Source organism: Coprococcus sp. AF19-8AC (assembly GCF_003603115.1).
GTDB lineage: Bacteria > Bacillota > Clostridia > Lachnospirales > Lachnospiraceae > Coprococcus > Coprococcus aceti.
This window is the reverse complement of record NZ_QTMI01000003.1, coordinates 199,686-215,621: the sequence shown is the minus strand read 5'-3', so window position 1 is coordinate 215,621 and position 15,936 is coordinate 199,686. Positions and strand designations below refer to the sequence as shown.

Here is a 15,936-nt window from a genome sequence, read left to right as displayed (position 1 = left end):
ATGCTTTTAGACTCTGCGACCTTATATTCGTTTCTGCCTTTACTTCAATAGGTATAATTGCTCTGTAAGCGCACCCTTAAATTCTATAAAAATATCATTTTCTTCCAATATGGATGTCGCTAGCAACTCACTTAATGCCCCCAGCAAACCAACATAATGGAATAGTCTTTTGTCTTTAATTCATCTGCCAGTTTTTTCTCGCCCATAGCATATAAAAACTCTCTAAAGTTAAGAGGATATAGATCCAACAGGTCAACTTTACCAACCGGATACGACACGCCCTCATGAATTGTCACCCCAAGCAGCGAACCAGCAGCTATAATATGGTATTCTGGTACTTCTTCGCCGAAATATTTCAAGGATTCTAAGGCTTTTGGTGCGTTCTGGATCTCATCAAGAATAATCAATGTATTCCCTGGAGTAATTGTTACTCCTCCTCATGTGGGGACGTTCCTTCTCAATAGAATTCCAGCCTGTGCTCCACTAGCTCGCTTCCCTCATATACGAGCTTGAGTGAGAAAAATCTCTCCTCCCCTTCAAGCAACAGTTTCAGGAATATCGCATCCCCGCTCCACGTCGGAAGTGTTGGCACGATCTCTTTATCTATCCACTGAAGGTCCCCCTCATCGCATATCTGAACTTCCCCATCAAATCCATCTGCAGTGAACAGGCACATAAGCTCATTCTCACACTCATTGCTGATAAATGTCACCAGCCCTCTGAATCTGTACGATGTAAGCGTAAGTCCCGTCTCCTCCTTTATCTCCCTCAGAAGGCAGTCCTCAGGGCTCTCACCCTCCTCGGCATGTCCACCTACACCGATCCATTTGCCTTTATTAATGTCCTTCTCCTTCTTTGTCCTGTGGAGCATCAGGTATCTTCCATCTTTCTCTATGTAACAAAGTGTTGTCATCTTCATATTAACCTCCCAGGAACGTCCCTTCTTATTCAATATCCAAAAGTATATTTTTATACACGGGAAAAGTCAATTTCTTTTCCAGGAGGGACGGAGGGGACAGGTACCTCCGTCCCCAGTGTCTCCACCACATAAAAAGTTCCATGCATCTGCACCGTGCAGACACATGGAACTTTCTTATTACTCTATATTAACTTCAACCTACAGCATACCCTCTTTGATGATGTCGTGGTCTCTCAGCACCTTCTCGATCACCGTGCCCTGGATCTTCTTAAGTATAGGTCTCTTGAGCTTGTTCAGAGGTCCAAGATTTATCTCAAGCGGAGATTTGCCATCCATGAGCTTCACGCTGCTGTCCAGCAGTTCACGGATATCGTACACACTTCCCCACACCTCAGGAACACCTCTGTCCACGCCGAGAAGTCCATACACAGCCTCCATGGCAGTTCTCACCGAATACTCTGTGGTGAACACTGTGTCACGAGGAGTGTCGGCGAACTGTCCGAGGAATGCAAAGTTGGTGCATCCGTCCGGAATTACGTCTGGTCTGTCGCCCTTTGCTCTAGGCATGAAGAACGCGGTGATATATGGCATCATAGTTGGCACACAGACTGCACTGTTTGTGGCCAACTCCTCGATCTCATCTTCTGGCACACCCAGATGGTAGAGCCACTCCTCCGTGATCTCCTTACCGGTACAATTCTTCATAGGTTTCTTGATATAATCGCCCGGAACATCTGTGAACAGGCCATATACCCATACACACACCTTATCCTTGTCCTGGGTCTTGAACTGTCCCTGTCTGTTGATGGTCCAGCTCATCAGCCAGCTTGAATCCTGACAGCTCACAATACCACCCGTGACAACCTTTCCGGTTCTAGGGTCACGCTTGCAGATATCCACGATGTATGGGATGATTTTGTCGTCAAGCGTTGTAACTGTGGCTGACTCCCAGTTTGTCTTTGATATATCAGAGCAGAACTTCTCCGGATGGCCAAATGAAGGATCCTGCGCGGCTATGTTCTTCCACAGGCTCCAGCAGCCGCTTGTTCTCACCTCTGCATCACCATTTGGCGCATGGTTCTGATCGCCGTAGATAGTCCCCTCCGTGCAGCTTCCATTTGTGACAAATACAAGATCGTTCTCAGTGAGTGGAATACCCTTCTCAGCTCCGTTTACCCTGCACTCTATGGTCTTTGCTATCTTCTTGCCGTCTCTCATGTCAAATATGACATTTGTGACCTCCGTGTTGTACTGGAATGTCACGCCCGCCGCCTCAAGATACTTCACCATCGGAAGGATCAGCGACTCATACTGGTTGTACTTCGTGAACTTGAGGGCCGAGAAATCCGGAAGTCCTGAGATGTGATGTATGAATCTCTGGAAGTAAAGTTTCATCTCCAGCGCACTGTGCCAGTTCTCAAATGCGAACATCGTCCTCCAGTACAGCCAGAATGTCGAATCAAATACCTCATCATCGAATACATCCTCTATCGTCTTGTCATACAGATCCTCGTCCTTTGTCATGAAGAGCTTCATGATCTCCATACAGCCCTTCTGGCTCAGATTGAATTTGCCATCTGTGTGGGCATCCTTGCCTCTGTTCACTGTTGCTCTGCACAGTGAATAATTTGGATCCTCCTTGTTCAGCCAGTAATACTCGTCAAGAACCGATACCCCCGGTGTCTCTATGGAAGGTATACTTCTGAACAGATCCCACAGGCACTCGAAATGGTTCTCCATCTCACGTCCACCTCTCATGACGTAGCCTCTGGCAGGATCAAATATTCCATCGCACGCACCGCCCGCTATATCCATGGCCTCAAGAATATGGATATGTGAACCCGGCATCTGTCCGTCACGTACAAGGAAGCAAGCTGCTGCCAGTGATGCAAGACCACTTCCCACTATATATGCGTTCTTGTCATCCACGCCCTCCGGCTTTCTCGGTCTGGCAAATGCCTCATAGTTTCCATTTGTATAATAGATTCCCTTACTGTTCTTCTCATGCTTTCCGCGCTCCGTATTGCGGTACTCAGCATGTTCAGCCGCAGCCTTCTCCTTCTGAACTTTTGCCTTATTACGATTTTTAACTGTGAGAGCTGCTGCTCCTGCGCCGGCTGCTGCCACCGCTGCTATCCCGATTCCCAATTTCTTCTTTGACATAAGCAATTCTCCTTTCAGTCTGCCGTCTATTTCCATCTCATGTCCCTATAATAGCTTACCCAATTTTTATTTCATATTTACAAAAAAAGTGGAATGATAAAAATTTTATCATTCCACCCGTTTTGTATAACCCTATATTGCATATGTACTCTAGTGATACCTCCTGTCGACGCCCTTCTGCCTGTAATATGCCGCCTTATTCTCGTACATTCTCTCATCTGCAGCCTTTACTATCTCGTCAAATGACTCCCAGTCCTTCTCATCACTTGACACATAGCCACATGATATCGATACGGATTTCACCAGCTGTCCAGACCATCCACGCACAACGTCATCAAACTCCTGCTGCACTCTCTTCAGCCTTCTGGTATTTACAAAGATGATGGCTACAAATTCATCACCGCCCATCCTGTACACCTTACCATAGTTTCCAAAACACTGCTCCATACACTTGGCAGCACCCTGAAGCAGTTCATCTCCAGCCGCATGTCCCAGGGTATCATTCACTGGCTTAAGCCCATTTACATCCATGGACACATACACATATACAGAATCTCCCGGCAGCTCCCTGACATCATCTATATATGCGCTCCTGTTATAACATTTTGTGAGCTCATCTGTATAAGACCGTCTTATCAGCTTCTGCTCCCGTTTCTTATCTTCATCTATGTTTCTGGTGGTAAATATGACTTTTAAAGGGCGTCCGTCCTCGTCAACATCTATCGATATAAATGACAGTCTGAACCATCCAAGATCCTTCACCATGAACTCACCTGATACAATCTTTTTCTTGATCAGTCTGTCCCCCAGACTATCCAGATCCATGAATTCCTGGGCACTTGCCTGATGTTCATCCACAACCACCTTATGAACGATCTTCCTCATAAGTTCCTTCGCCCCTGCTGCCCGCTCACCAGCCCTCAATATCAGGTCTCCTGCGGTATAGAGGGCAAATGTATCATGCCTAAGATCAAGCATATGCATGCTGTAATACATCCCCGACATGGATGTTAATATTGACAGCTGTTCATTTCTCTCCCGATTCGCATGTATCACCTTCATCACCATGCTTACCACCAGGCCGGCGGCAAAACACAGATACAGTGCCATGATAACCATGATTGCCATATTACTCCGGCTATTCACATCCATTCTATATATGACCCCGATCACATACTCTCCGGATCTTCGGAATACACATCTGTTTCTAAATCCATTAATCCTTCTTATGCCTGTAAAACTGTCTTCATCGTCCGGCAGCATATCATCAGTCACCGAAATGCCGATCTCATCAAGAGTAAGCCCTACTACCGGTTCATATGAACATCCATATATTTCTCCCGATTCGCCATCTGCCACTACAACACTCAGTCCATCATACATAGGCATATTGGCAACCACCGTGGATATCTCATTCTGTTTTACTTCATTCAGAAGTCTTCTCGGCTCGATTCCAACCTGTATCATCTTGGTTCCATCGTCGTTCCATGTTATTGCATACATCATCTTCTTACCCTTTGATGTGTTCGGAGTGACATCCTGACACATGGTGAGATTCTTATCATCCAGCATAGGCTTAAAATACGCCATCTGCTCCCCGGAATCAAAGCTATATCCAAAATATTCGGGATTGGTACCAGCATATATCACGCCATCCGTATTAAACAAATGCACCTCATCAACAGATATAAGTGCAGCAATCTTGCGGAGCTCCTCCACATCATTTGCCACCTCAGGCTTTGCATCAACTATATACGCCACAGCCTTAGCCCTGACCATATAATCTTCCTTGAGGGAGTCTATCAGATCTTCCTCACTTGCCTTATTCTTCTCGATTATATTGCTGACCTGATCCAACAGCACCTGCGAGGTCCTGTCAAAACCCCTGTTATTGATAAAGCTGAGTATGACCGCCTGGATGACCATCGCAACCAGCACGATTCCCCCCGTTATCAATATTATCCCTGGCAATCTCTTTTTCATATCTGATGTTTGACTCATAAGCGCTCTCCCCGCATATCTCACAGTAATAGATTTCTTTATCCTGATCCGTCCTCTGCTTTTACATCTCGATTTCAAAATTATGAATAGAATTTGCTATATTTCCACGAAGCGTGGTGCTAAGCTGCTCCACTATTTTATGATAATCGTCCTTCATCCCCTTGTCTACCCAGTCAAGCATAATCCCCACAAATCCATACTTGTAAAAGTCTGCTATGAACTGCTTATCAGCCTCCGAGAGGTTATCCCCTTCGCATTTCTCTTCTACTACATCCGCTATGAGCTGATACGACAGCTTATACAGATAGTTTTCTATCTTAGCCTTATCCACCGACCTGTATATATTTGCGATAAATGGCTTGTTCTCCAGCACAGCCTCAAACACCTGTATCATGCCCTCCTGCCAGGTATCGTAGGTCTTCTTATCCTTCAGTGCCTGCTTGCCATCCTCTATGCACACCCACTCGGCAAGCTCATATATGTCCTGAAAATGATAATAGAATGTCATCCTGCTTATCCCGCAGTCTCCGGTGAGATCCGCTATTGTTATCTTGTCAAATGGCTTGTCCTTAAGAAGCTTTTTCAGAGATACCTCAAGTGCTTTTTTAGTTGAATTTGCCATGCTTACCTCCTGTTATCCAAGTTGTACATATCATCCTTATAAACAAACATACTCATAAAAAACAATATTGCTTCTTATGAGTATATCTTAATATTTATTATATTCTTTTTTCGACAATTCTCTACTTAAAAATGTTATATTTCCTTATCTTTCTTCTGAGCTTACGTCTGTTCTTCTCGTCTCCAAAGAAGCTGCTGAGCTTTTCAACAAACAATGTCAAATACCTGAACATAGATTCCGCCGCAAATGCAAATACAACCATGAGCAGGAAACATATGTTGGATATCGACTCTATGGCAAACAGCCTGCCGAGGAAAAGGCCACAGAACAGCAGTCCGATTATGTTGATAAGAAGTACACCATACTTCATCTTGTTGAACGGATGGCTGATCTTGATTATTATCATGAATCCGACAACCGCAAGAAGCATTGTGCCGGCTGTGGCTATGTCCTCACTCGGGAGGTTGAAGACCTGTCCGCAGATTACAAGTGCTCCGACCGACAACACATCCGTGAGTCCTGCAGGCAATGCTTTTAACATGACATTTACCATAAAGTTTCCCTCTATACGATTCCTGTTCGGCTCAAGTGCCAGCAGGAATCCCGGCAATCCTATGGTGAACATGCTTATGAGCGATATCTGTGATGGCTCCAGCGGATATGTGATCGCAAATATCGCTGAGAATATGGCCATCAGCAGTGAGAATATATTCTTAACAAGGAAGAGGCTTGCTGATCTCTGTATATTGTTGACCACCTGTCTTCCCTCAAACACCACATATGGCATACGTCCGAAATCCGAATCCAGAAGCACCGTCTGTGCCGCCTGCGCAGCCGCTTCACTTCCAGATGCCATTGCAATACTGCAATCAGCATCCTTCATTGCGAGTATATCATTTACACCATCACCAGTCATGGCAACCGTGTGTTTCTGTTTCTGGAGCGCCCTGACTATGAGCTGCTTCTGTTTAGGCGTAACTCTTCCAAATACTGTATATTTATCCACAGCCTCAGTTATATCCTTCTCAGACGCCAAAGTGGAAGCATCCACATAGTTCTCCGCTCCATCTATGCCTGCCCGCTTTGCCACCTCTGATACTGTGGCAGGGTTATCTCCGGATATGACTTTTATGGCAACGCCCTGCTCTTTGAAATATGTAAATGTGCTCTCCGCATTTTCCCTTATCGGATTAGAGAGAACTATGTATCCTATCGGGCTCACCATACCAGCACGGCTCGATGCCATATCTGCTGCCCCTTTCACACCCGGGGCCTGCTGGCCTGACTTGTCTGTATCTGCCGCATTTTCTGTATCAGCCATAGCACTGCTACCTGACTGCTCCGCCATAAGAAGGACTCTGTATCCCTTGCTCTGGTACTCCTCTATCTCTTCGGATATCTCCTCATACCTATCCTTCATTATAAACTCCGGAGCACCAAGCATATAGTCTCCCTCGACAAATGACACCTTACTGTATTTGTTCGCCGATGTGAAAGGCTGTGTCTTGAGCAGTGTCCTGCTGCCCTTCTCTATCTCATTCTTAGCCACATAGGCTCTGATTGCCTCCATTGTGGCATTGTTGTCCTCAATGACCGCCGAGTAATCCGCCAACAAGTGCGCAAATGCTCTCTTGTCCATCTCGGTATCGCCGCATCTGCCGCTTATCACCAGCTCTGTAACCTGCATACCCGGCTCAGTAATGGTTCCGGTCTTATCCACACAGAGTACATCGACTCTCGCGAGTGTCTCTATACTCTTCATGTCATGCAGTAACACTTGTTTCTTTGCAAGTCTTATTGTGCTGAGCGCAAGCGCAACAGTTGTGAGCAGATAAAGTCCTTCAGGGATCATTCCGAGAACCGCCGCAACCATCGATACAACACTCTTCTTGAATGTCTCTCCATTCATGATATACGCCTGGCAGAACAATATGATTCCCACTGGTATGATGATGATTCCAACCCATTTTACAAGCTTGTTGATGTACCTGATCATCTCTGACTGTTCGCCGTCACCCATGGCCTTCGCCTGGGCTGTGAGCTGTGATATGTATGACTCATTGCCCACCTTATCAAGCTTGGCATAGCACTGTCCGGACACCACAAAGCTTCCGGACATGAGTCGATCACCTGATTTCTTCTTGATCTCATCCGACTCACCGGTGAGCAGGGCTTCATTTACCGATATACTGCCGCTGAGCACCGTAGCGTCAGCACATATCTGATTGCCTGCCGACAGAATGATGATATCGTCCTTAACCAGTTCCTCTGATTGTATCTGCTGCTGTTCTCCGTCTCTCACAACTATCGAATGCGGCGCATTTAACATACTCATCTTGTCAAGAGTCTTTTTGGCACGCAGCTCCTGAAATATTCCTATAACCGTGTTGCCTATGATGACCGGCAGGAAAGTCAGATTCCTGAATGAGCCAACGATACATAGCAGCACCGTAAGTATGAGGAATATAAGATTGAAGTATGTGAGCAGATTGGACTTGACTATCTGCCCCACTGTCTTCTGCGTACTTATATCCGTGTGATTGGTAAGTCCCTTGTCGATCCGTTCCCTTACTTCCTCCGATGTAAGGCCAATGATCGGGACTCCCCGTGTATCCAGATTGTTTTCTGAGTTTGTATCCAAATAAAACACCTCTTCCTGTGTATATGGTCGGCAAATGTTATGTATCGAGCAGTATTTTGCACCGACTGCCCATGACATCTCATGATTTCTTTAACAAAGTTCTATTATAAGTACTCCAAGTAAGGTTATTCAAGGATGATGGCAGATATTTCATATTTTTTTAAGAAACCTTGTGTCTTATTAACGACAAGCGGACAACCATCTGTTTTGAGATATAGTTGATGACTGAGTCAGCTAAACAAAATGAGCATAACACATTTCCCATCTGGGTATTATTGTGTTACGCTCATTTTTTATGCAAGCCGCGAATCAGGATCCGCATCTACGTCATATTCTATTATCATAGCATAAGCCATATTTGATATATTGACTGCACTATGGTCTCTGTCCCATTGCGCCCTCAAGTGTGATCGTCTCACCACTCATGTACTTGAAATCCGGTGATGCGAGTGCCACGCATGCACGTCCGATCTCCTTCTCTACGTCTCCGAAGTGTCCCATAGGCGGCATCTTTACATTTGCCTTGAACGCATCCGGATATGCCTTCTCAAAGTTCTCAAGCTGTGATGTCCATGCGAGAGGACATACTATATTGACATTTATTCCATCAGCTGCCCACTCTGTAGCTGCAACTCTTGTAAGGCCCCTAATGCCTTCCTTCGCTGCCGCATATGCGCACTGTCCGTAATTTCCAAAGAGGCCTGCGCCTGATGCAAAGTTGATGACTGAACCCTTTGTCTCCTTCAGATATGGATAGCATGCCTGCATATAGTAAAATGCAGCGTAAAGACCTGAATATATGGCAAGGTCAAACTGTGCTGTTGTGTGATCTGCGATGGTAACGCCTGATGCAGATGCCTGCGCATTGTTGATGAGCACATCTATTCTTCCAAATTCCTTAACTGCCTGCTCCACAACGTTCTTGACGACGCTCTCGTTGTCCGCACCTGCGTTTACATCAGCCTGGACTGCAAGAACCTTGATCCCATATTTGCTCTCAAGCTCTGCCTTTGCATCCTCAAGCTTCTGGACATTACGTCCTGTAAGCACCAGATTGGCACCTTCCTTGGCATATGCTGTCGCTATTCCGTATCCGATGGATCCACAGCTTCCATCGCTGAGAACTGCACGTCCGCCTCCTGTTATTATCGCTGTCTTACCTGTTAAAAACCCCATAAGTGTACACTCCTTTCCTGGCCATGACTACTTTATTCACACCGCATAGATTTCTGTCAACCATAACATATATCTATAATTTCATAGCCCATGTCTATTATTATAGCCACACGGCCGCCCCAAAACAACTCCTTCACATACCTTTAAATGAAAATATTTATGCATATCTTTCCTCAGAACACTGGTGATACAGCTTGCAGCGGTGTTGATGCTGCCTATGGTGTTTGACATCAATGGAATCTGGTGTGCAGCTATCGCACTGCTCTCTATATCACCTTATTCACTATATTTCGAAGCTCCGCATAATTGCATGCAGCCAGTACATCCTCGTCCGTCTTGTTCTGCAGCGACAGATACCACACTGGTGTCATTCCGGCATTTTTCGCTCCCATGACATCCTTCTTGTAGCTATCGCCCACATAGATGACCTCATCGTTCTTTACGCCCAGCTTTGTAGCTATCATATCAAACATCCTGCGGTTCGGCTTTTCTATACCAGCCTCCTCGCTTGTTATCATTGCGTCAAGTCTGCCCGTAAGTCCAAGTCTGTCTATCTTCCTAAACTGGATATGCGCAGTCATATCTGTACAGATACCAATCTTTATTCCTCTGGCTTTCATATCATCTATAAACTCCAATACCCCGGGGAATATGGATATCTTGTTCAGGAAATTGTTCCAGAAATAGTTGTACACCTGCAGGTCATATCTAAATGGTGATACCCCCAGGATCTCCAGCATCTTCTGGAAGTACAGCACCCTATTGTGCTGCGCCGCCATATCCCAGGCAGAGAGCTGATCCTTTACCATGTCTCTGCCTTCTTCAAAGGCTTTCATCACTGTCACTTCATCTATATGAAGAAGTTCATTTGCCACATATCTCACAGTGTCTTCCACTGCCTTATCATTCTCGTGAAGGCAGTCGTATAATGTATCATCTAAATCAAATACTATTGCTCTTATCATATCTACTGGCACTCCCTTCGAACTTCCTTGGTGATCGTTGTTCCACCGGTCTTGTACCAATTGTCCACAAAACTGTCAAATTCATCCAGATCTGCTTCACCTGTAACTATCTTCAGGTAAGTATTGCTCTCCAGATTCTCAAGGTGCCACCAGTCTGACACCATGGTCTCAGTCTCACCGAAGTACAGAGATTCGACTTTATTTGTACGCGCATCATTGAGGATCTTGCATGCAGTTATACGGGATGTATATGCCGCCCAGTCCTCCGATGACGCATTATCTTCATTCTTGAGATATGACTCACACGCCTCATAATAAGACTGTTCCAGCAGATTCAGATCATCCGGCTGCCTTATGCCAGAGAACACGTGGTTCAGCTCGCCATAGCATATCTGAAGTGCATTGTTGTAGTCCACGTTCATCGCAAGTGGTCTTGCGGTAGGATCCACATTGAGTTTGTAGTAATCCTTTATAGCCTGATTGTCTTTGTCCTCATATCTTACATAGTCGAACAGCACACTTATTATCTTGCACACTATCTCCGGGTGCTCATATCCCTTTCTGACTACCACGAAGTTGCCATATGGAACCTGAGTGTGATAACTCGTTGAGCCGTTTTCCTCTGTGGCAAGCAGATATGGTTCCCACTTTGCTGTTGGATCGGCCGCTACAGCGTCCATAAGAGGATTATTTGGCGCCCACCATGGTCCAAAGAATGAACCACACTGTCCATTCACTATGAGTTCTATTATGTTGCTGCTTGTCCGCATGAGGAAATTCCGATCCAGAATCCCTTCCTCGTACATCTCATGTATATGCTCCAGAGCCTTCTTTGCCTCCGGCTGTACAGAACCATACACGACATTTCCGTCCTCATCCTTTATCCACTGTTTCGGAAATGCCCCATATGCGGCAAATACAATGTCGAGCGTGTACTCGCTGCTATAACCACAACCGCCGCAGAGACTTGTGTCTGCCACCAGCCCTACGGTACTTCCTACACCATTATTTCCCGGATCTTTCTCAATAAACTGCCTGATGATCTCCTCCGCATCCGAAAGTGTTCTCGGAGCCTCAAGTCCCAGCTTATCCATCCAGTCTTTTCTAAGCCATATCAGATTTGGTCCATCTGATATATTTGTCTCAGGTATGGCCATGATACGGTCATCAAATGTGACCACATCCATGATACTGCTGCCATAACTCTTATATATGTTCTTTACCGTTTCACTCATGCAGTTGTTATAACTGTCTGTGAGATCCTCGATCATGTCATTTTCCACCAGATACTGCAGCTCATCCATATCTTGGACGATCATCACATCCGGAAGATCCTTCTGTGCTATCACCATGGATACATTGTCATCATACTGATCATCAGCAGCCTCAAATATATCCTGGTTCTGCACATTTAAGATTTCATTTAATATCTGTGTGTATGCGTTATTTTCATACGTTTCTCCCTGTGGGAGATTTGAATTATTTGCACCGGACAGCTTGCCCAGGGTATAGGTGAGCTGTTCCGGATACCTTCCAAGCGGCGTTGTCTCCGCAATATGCATGGCAGACTCATATTCTGCATCTGTGGTCGCCTTAGACGGGTTGGAGGGGGTGTTATTGTCCTGGCAGCCACATATTATTATAAGGGTAATTGTTAGCACACATGTTATTATTTTTTTCAGATACTTCATTGCTGGCATATGCTTTCCTCATTCCACTTAGGTTTTGCAAATAATTTCATATATTATCCTTAACCCTTTACGCCTCCAGACATGCTATCCTTGTAGCACTTCTGCATTAACATAAAGAGAATGATAATCGGTACGGATATCAGCACTGCACCAGCCGCAAATGAGTTGAACCAGTTGTACACATACTCTTTCTCGAGCATGTTCCAAAGTCCGATGGATACTGTGTAATAGTCCTTGTTGGCTCTGCATATAACCTTGGCAAACACGAAATCAATCCATGGTGCAAGGAACGAATTCAGAACCGTATAAACTATGATCGGACGGCTGAGTGGTATGATTATCCTTGTAAATGACTGCCATCTTGTAGCACCATCAAGGTATGCTGCTTCTTCCAGCGACTTTGGTATAGTATCAAAGAATCCTTTGGCGATATAGAATCCAAGTCCTGAACCGCCTGAATATACGAGTACCAGAGCAACCCTGATGAGTGAGCCTTCTGAAAGTCCCAGAACCTTAAGGATGTAATACACTGCTATCATAGCCATGAATCCCGGGAACATTCCAAGTATAAGTGCCACATTCATAAATGGCTTTCTCAGTCTGAAACGCATTCTTGACATACAGTATGAAACTGCAAGCACGAACGCTGTTGATATTATACATGAGAAAATTGCTATTATCAAAGTATTCTTGAACATCTGCATAAAGTTCAGGATACCTGTGTCTGTAAAAAGCTTTGTGTAGTTCGCCAGAGTCAAAGACTTTGGCAACAGAGTTGAAACATACTGTCCTTTCTCTCCTCTGAAGCTTATCATGATTATCCATGCGATCGGCAGTACCCAGATAACCGAAAGGATTACCAGTATGATATGAACCACGATGTCTCCCAGTGTCCATTTGCTTCTTGCTTTAATCTCATTATTATTTGATTTAGCCATTACTGAAATCCCTCCTCATCTTTATATGATGCGGTGTTGTGGTAAGTTACCAGTGACACAACAGCGAGAACTATGAATGTCATGATACCTATAACAGCACCTAAGTTATAGTACTGGTTATCAACCGTCAGCTTATAGAGCCATGTGACAAGAAGGTCTGTCTTTCCGGCAGTCTTTCCAACCGGAGTAGGCGCTCCATTTGACAGAAGGTAGATAACGTTGAAGTTGTTGATATTTCCCGCAAATGTTGTTATCAGATATGGTGCTGTGACAAACAACATATAAGGAAGAGTGATCTTGAAGAAGATCTTTACCGGGCCTGCGCCGTCAACTCTCGCAGCCTCGTATATCTCCTCCGGTATGCTCTGGAGAATTCCTGTGACCTGCATGACGGTAAATGGAATTCCTATCCAGATATTGATGACAATTACCATGACTCTGGCAAGTGTTGCATTGCTCCAGAATGGAATAGCATTGTCGATTATTCCGTTATTTATAAGTAATGTATTGACGATACCATTCTGACTGAAGATAGTCCTCATCAGAAGAAGTGATACAAACTGCGGAACCGCTGCTGAGAGCATGAAAATCGCTCTCCACATACCTTTTGCCCTGGTTCCCTTTCTGTTGATCACCATTGCGAGTATCATTCCAAGGAAGTAGTTACTGAATGTGGCTGCCACAGCCCAAACAAGCGTCCAGCCAAGCACTGACCAGAATGTACTTCCTATTGCATCACTAAAGTTCAATATCTTTGCAAAATTCTTCAGTCCAACCCAGTTGAATATAACTGTATGTGAATCAAGCTTGCTGTAATTCGTAAATGCCATAAAGATCATGAAAACCAATGGCAATATCGTAAATATAACAACTCCAAGTACAGGAAGAGGAAGAAGAAAAGCATGAAGATTGCTGTCAAACAGACTCTTCACATCGTCCTTGAACTTTGGAACCTTTTTGCCTTTATCCCACAGGCAATACGCTTTGTATGCGCTCTCTATACTTACTACCCAAAGGCAGATGAATGCGAAAATTATAAACAGTGTTGCCACACCGTACAGGAGCATGAGCAGAGAGTTGTCACCCTGTGTATATTCAAATACACCCTTTGCATCATTCCAGACCTTCTGCTGTTCCTGACCACCCAGATGGAAGAGATCCACCAGGAGTGATGCTCCGTGCTTTATCATAAACCATATAAACAGTACCTCAAGTACCAGGTACGAAAATCCCTTTACAAACTGTTTTCTGACTATGCTTCCAAACCCCAAGATCAGAAATGAAATTCTGGTAGCTATGTCTCCATTTGCCACTGCCTGTGCAACGGTATATGGGTAATCAGATCTTCGTATTTTCTTCATTTTACTTTTTTTATTTGTTATAGCCTGAGCCATCCTAACACCTCCGTCTCAAAGTAAATCATTATCTCTTCTTATTACAAGTGCCCCATCACCTGTAGATGAATGGAGCACCTGTTTTTGAAATATATAACTAGTATTTTTTACTGTGCTACATCAGTGTTAAGTGATGTGTTGAATGACTCTGTCATATCTGCTGCGTTGTCATGTGTAACCTCACCATTTACGAGAGACTTACCAAAGTTCTCTGCTGGTGTCCAGTAGTTGCCCATCTTAGGAACAAATGGCTGGATGAATGCTGTTGTATCGAATGTTGCATTCTGAGCTGCTACAAGTGCATCGCCCTTAACTGTATCGCTCTCAAGAAGGCTTGTGTTACATGGAACGATGTTTCTTGCTGTGTAGTGTGACTCCTGTGATGCCTCATTTCCAAGGTAGAGTGCAAGCGCAACGGCAACCTGTGGATACTCACAGTTAGGATTTACAGCGATTGCCTTTGATCCTGCAAATGAGAGGAGCTGCTTGTCCGCACCGCCGATCTTGGCTGTTGGCATAACTGCGATTCCGAGATCATCTCCAAGTGCATCGTGTAATGCTGCGTAGTCCCATGAGCCTGAGAACATTGCTGATACTGAACCATCTGTCATACCTGAGATACCAACACCTGACTCATCGTTTACAAAGTTCTTGTTGTTTACAAGATCTACAAGGTAGTCTGTAACAGCCTTGCCGTTGTCGCCACCGAAGTTGATTCCTGCATCATTGTCTGTACCATCACCGAATAATGTTCCGCCATTTGCAAGGTAGAATGCTGCGATGTACCATGAGTTTGTGAGTGGGAATGAAACCTTACCCTTCTCAAGCATTGTGTCAAGGCTCTTTACATCATCCTCTGTAAATGTCTTCTTGTTGTAGTACATAAACCATGTATTTGTTGTAAATGGCACACCATAGATACCGCCATCAACTGTGATAGAATCTACGATTGCCTGTGAATTTGTTGACTTAACATAATCTGCTGTGCTTCCGCCGAGCTCTGAGATAGCACCTGCATCGATCAGAGTCTGTAACTGGTCATTTGCAAACATGTATACATCTGCTGACGCTGAAACATCCTGTGTAACAGTCTTTCCTGCATCACCCTCACTACATGTACCATACTCAAATGTGATATCCCAGTTTGGATGCTCTTTCTTGAATGCCTCACATGTTGTCTGTAACCACTCGCCGTAATCAGGTGACTGATCCTCAGCTGGTCCCCATACTGTAAGTGTTGTCTTGATTGCCTCTTCCTCTGAAGCTGCCTCTGTTGCATCTGTAGCCTCTGTTGCATCACTCTTTGCTGCTGTTGTTGACTCATCCTTTCCTGAATCTCCACATCCTGCCAGCATTGACATTCCCATTACACCCGCAAGTGCAACTGCTGCAAATCTCTTAACTCTCATAATCGTTCCTCCTTAAA

General features: G+C 44.8%; 12 protein-coding genes. All 12 read right to left on the bottom strand.

Annotation, left to right across the window (positions count from 1 at the left end; translation table 11 throughout):
• Positions 1-131 precede the first annotated feature (131 nt).
• The 12 genes from DWX57_RS14415 to DWX57_RS09025 all read right to left on the bottom strand — a co-directional run bounded on the left by DWX57_RS14415 (position 132) and on the right by DWX57_RS09025 (position 15,919).
• On the bottom strand, positions 132-407 hold the full coding sequence (locus DWX57_RS14415) for an AAA family ATPase (protein ID WP_243106209.1): 276 nt from the start codon (positions 405-407) through the stop codon (positions 132-134).
• Between the two features lie 50 nt (positions 408-457).
• Positions 458-919: an NUDIX hydrolase gene (locus DWX57_RS09075; protein ID WP_015534100.1), complete on the bottom strand. Its 462-nt coding sequence runs from the start codon at positions 917-919 to the stop codon at positions 458-460.
• A gap of 198 nt (positions 920-1,117) precedes the next feature.
• Positions 1,118-3,082: an oleate hydratase gene (locus DWX57_RS09070; protein WP_120123820.1), complete on the bottom strand. Its 1,965-nt coding sequence runs from the start codon at positions 3,080-3,082 to the stop codon at positions 1,118-1,120.
• A gap of 150 nt (positions 3,083-3,232) precedes the next feature.
• Complete coding sequence (locus DWX57_RS09065) at positions 3,233-5,083, bottom strand: GGDEF domain-containing protein (RefSeq protein ID WP_120123818.1); 1,851 nt, start codon at positions 5,081-5,083, stop codon at positions 3,233-3,235.
• Positions 5,084-5,144: 61 nt separating this feature from the next.
• The gene (locus DWX57_RS09060; RefSeq protein ID WP_117550511.1) at positions 5,145-5,705 is read right to left on the bottom strand and encodes a TetR/AcrR family transcriptional regulator; all 561 of its coding nucleotides are present in this window, start codon (positions 5,703-5,705) and stop codon (positions 5,145-5,147) included.
• Between the two features lie 121 nt (positions 5,706-5,826).
• On the bottom strand, positions 5,827-8,346 hold the full coding sequence (locus DWX57_RS09055) for a cation-translocating P-type ATPase (protein ID WP_120123816.1): 2,520 nt from the start codon (positions 8,344-8,346) through the stop codon (positions 5,827-5,829).
• Between the two features lie 375 nt (positions 8,347-8,721).
• Positions 8,722-9,522, bottom strand: a complete 801-nt coding sequence (locus tag DWX57_RS09050; RefSeq protein WP_004851555.1) for an SDR family NAD(P)-dependent oxidoreductase — start codon at positions 9,520-9,522, stop codon at positions 8,722-8,724.
• 266 nt (positions 9,523-9,788) lie between these two features.
• On the bottom strand, positions 9,789-10,487 hold the full coding sequence (locus DWX57_RS09045) for an HAD family hydrolase (protein WP_120123815.1): 699 nt from the start codon (positions 10,485-10,487) through the stop codon (positions 9,789-9,791).
• A 2-nt stretch (positions 10,488-10,489) separates the two neighbouring features.
• A complete protein-coding gene (locus DWX57_RS09040; RefSeq protein ID WP_120123813.1) occupies positions 10,490-12,187 on the bottom strand; it encodes an extracellular solute-binding protein in 1,698 nt (565 codons plus the stop codon).
• A 50-nt stretch (positions 12,188-12,237) separates the two neighbouring features.
• Complete coding sequence (locus DWX57_RS09035) at positions 12,238-13,116, bottom strand: sugar ABC transporter permease (RefSeq protein WP_117550505.1); 879 nt, start codon at positions 13,114-13,116, stop codon at positions 12,238-12,240.
• On the bottom strand, positions 13,116-14,510 hold the full coding sequence (locus tag DWX57_RS09030) for a carbohydrate ABC transporter permease (RefSeq protein WP_120123811.1): 1,395 nt from the start codon (positions 14,508-14,510) through the stop codon (positions 13,116-13,118). Before DWX57_RS09030 ends, DWX57_RS09035 begins: the two co-directional genes overlap by 1 nt.
• Positions 14,511-14,617: 107 nt before the next feature.
• Complete coding sequence (locus DWX57_RS09025) at positions 14,618-15,919, bottom strand: extracellular solute-binding protein (RefSeq protein ID WP_120123807.1); 1,302 nt, start codon at positions 15,917-15,919, stop codon at positions 14,618-14,620.
• Positions 15,920-15,936: the final 17 nt, after the last annotated feature.

What these genes read in the sequence shown, in the direction of transcription:
- DWX57_RS09075 (WP_015534100.1), bottom strand. Translation starts at nt 919, where the DNA reads ATGAAGATGACAACACTTTGTTACATAGAGAAAGATGGAAGATACCTG.
- DWX57_RS09070 (WP_120123820.1), bottom strand. Translation starts at nt 3,082, where the DNA reads ATGTCAAAGAAGAAATTGGGAATCGGGATAGCAGCGGTGGCAGCAGCC.
- DWX57_RS09065 (WP_120123818.1), bottom strand. Translation starts at nt 5,083, where the DNA reads ATGAGTCAAACATCAGATATGAAAAAGAGATTGCCAGGGATAATATTG.
- DWX57_RS09060 (WP_117550511.1), bottom strand. Translation starts at nt 5,705, where the DNA reads ATGGCAAATTCAACTAAAAAAGCACTTGAGGTATCTCTGAAAAAGCTT.
- DWX57_RS09050 (WP_004851555.1), bottom strand. Translation starts at nt 9,522, where the DNA reads ATGGGGTTTTTAACAGGTAAGACAGCGATAATAACAGGAGGCGGACGT.
- DWX57_RS09045 (WP_120123815.1), bottom strand. Translation starts at nt 10,487, where the DNA reads ATGATAAGAGCAATAGTATTTGATTTAGATGATACATTATACGACTGC.
- DWX57_RS09040 (WP_120123813.1), bottom strand. Translation starts at nt 12,187, where the DNA reads ATGCCAGCAATGAAGTATCTGAAAAAAATAATAACATGTGTGCTAACA.
- DWX57_RS09035 (WP_117550505.1), bottom strand. Translation starts at nt 13,116, where the DNA reads ATGGCTAAATCAAATAATAATGAGATTAAAGCAAGAAGCAAATGGACA.
- DWX57_RS09030 (WP_120123811.1), bottom strand. Translation starts at nt 14,510, where the DNA reads ATGGCTCAGGCTATAACAAATAAAAAAAGTAAAATGAAGAAAATACGA.
- DWX57_RS09025 (WP_120123807.1), bottom strand. Translation starts at nt 15,919, where the DNA reads ATGAGAGTTAAGAGATTTGCAGCAGTTGCACTTGCGGGTGTAATGGGA.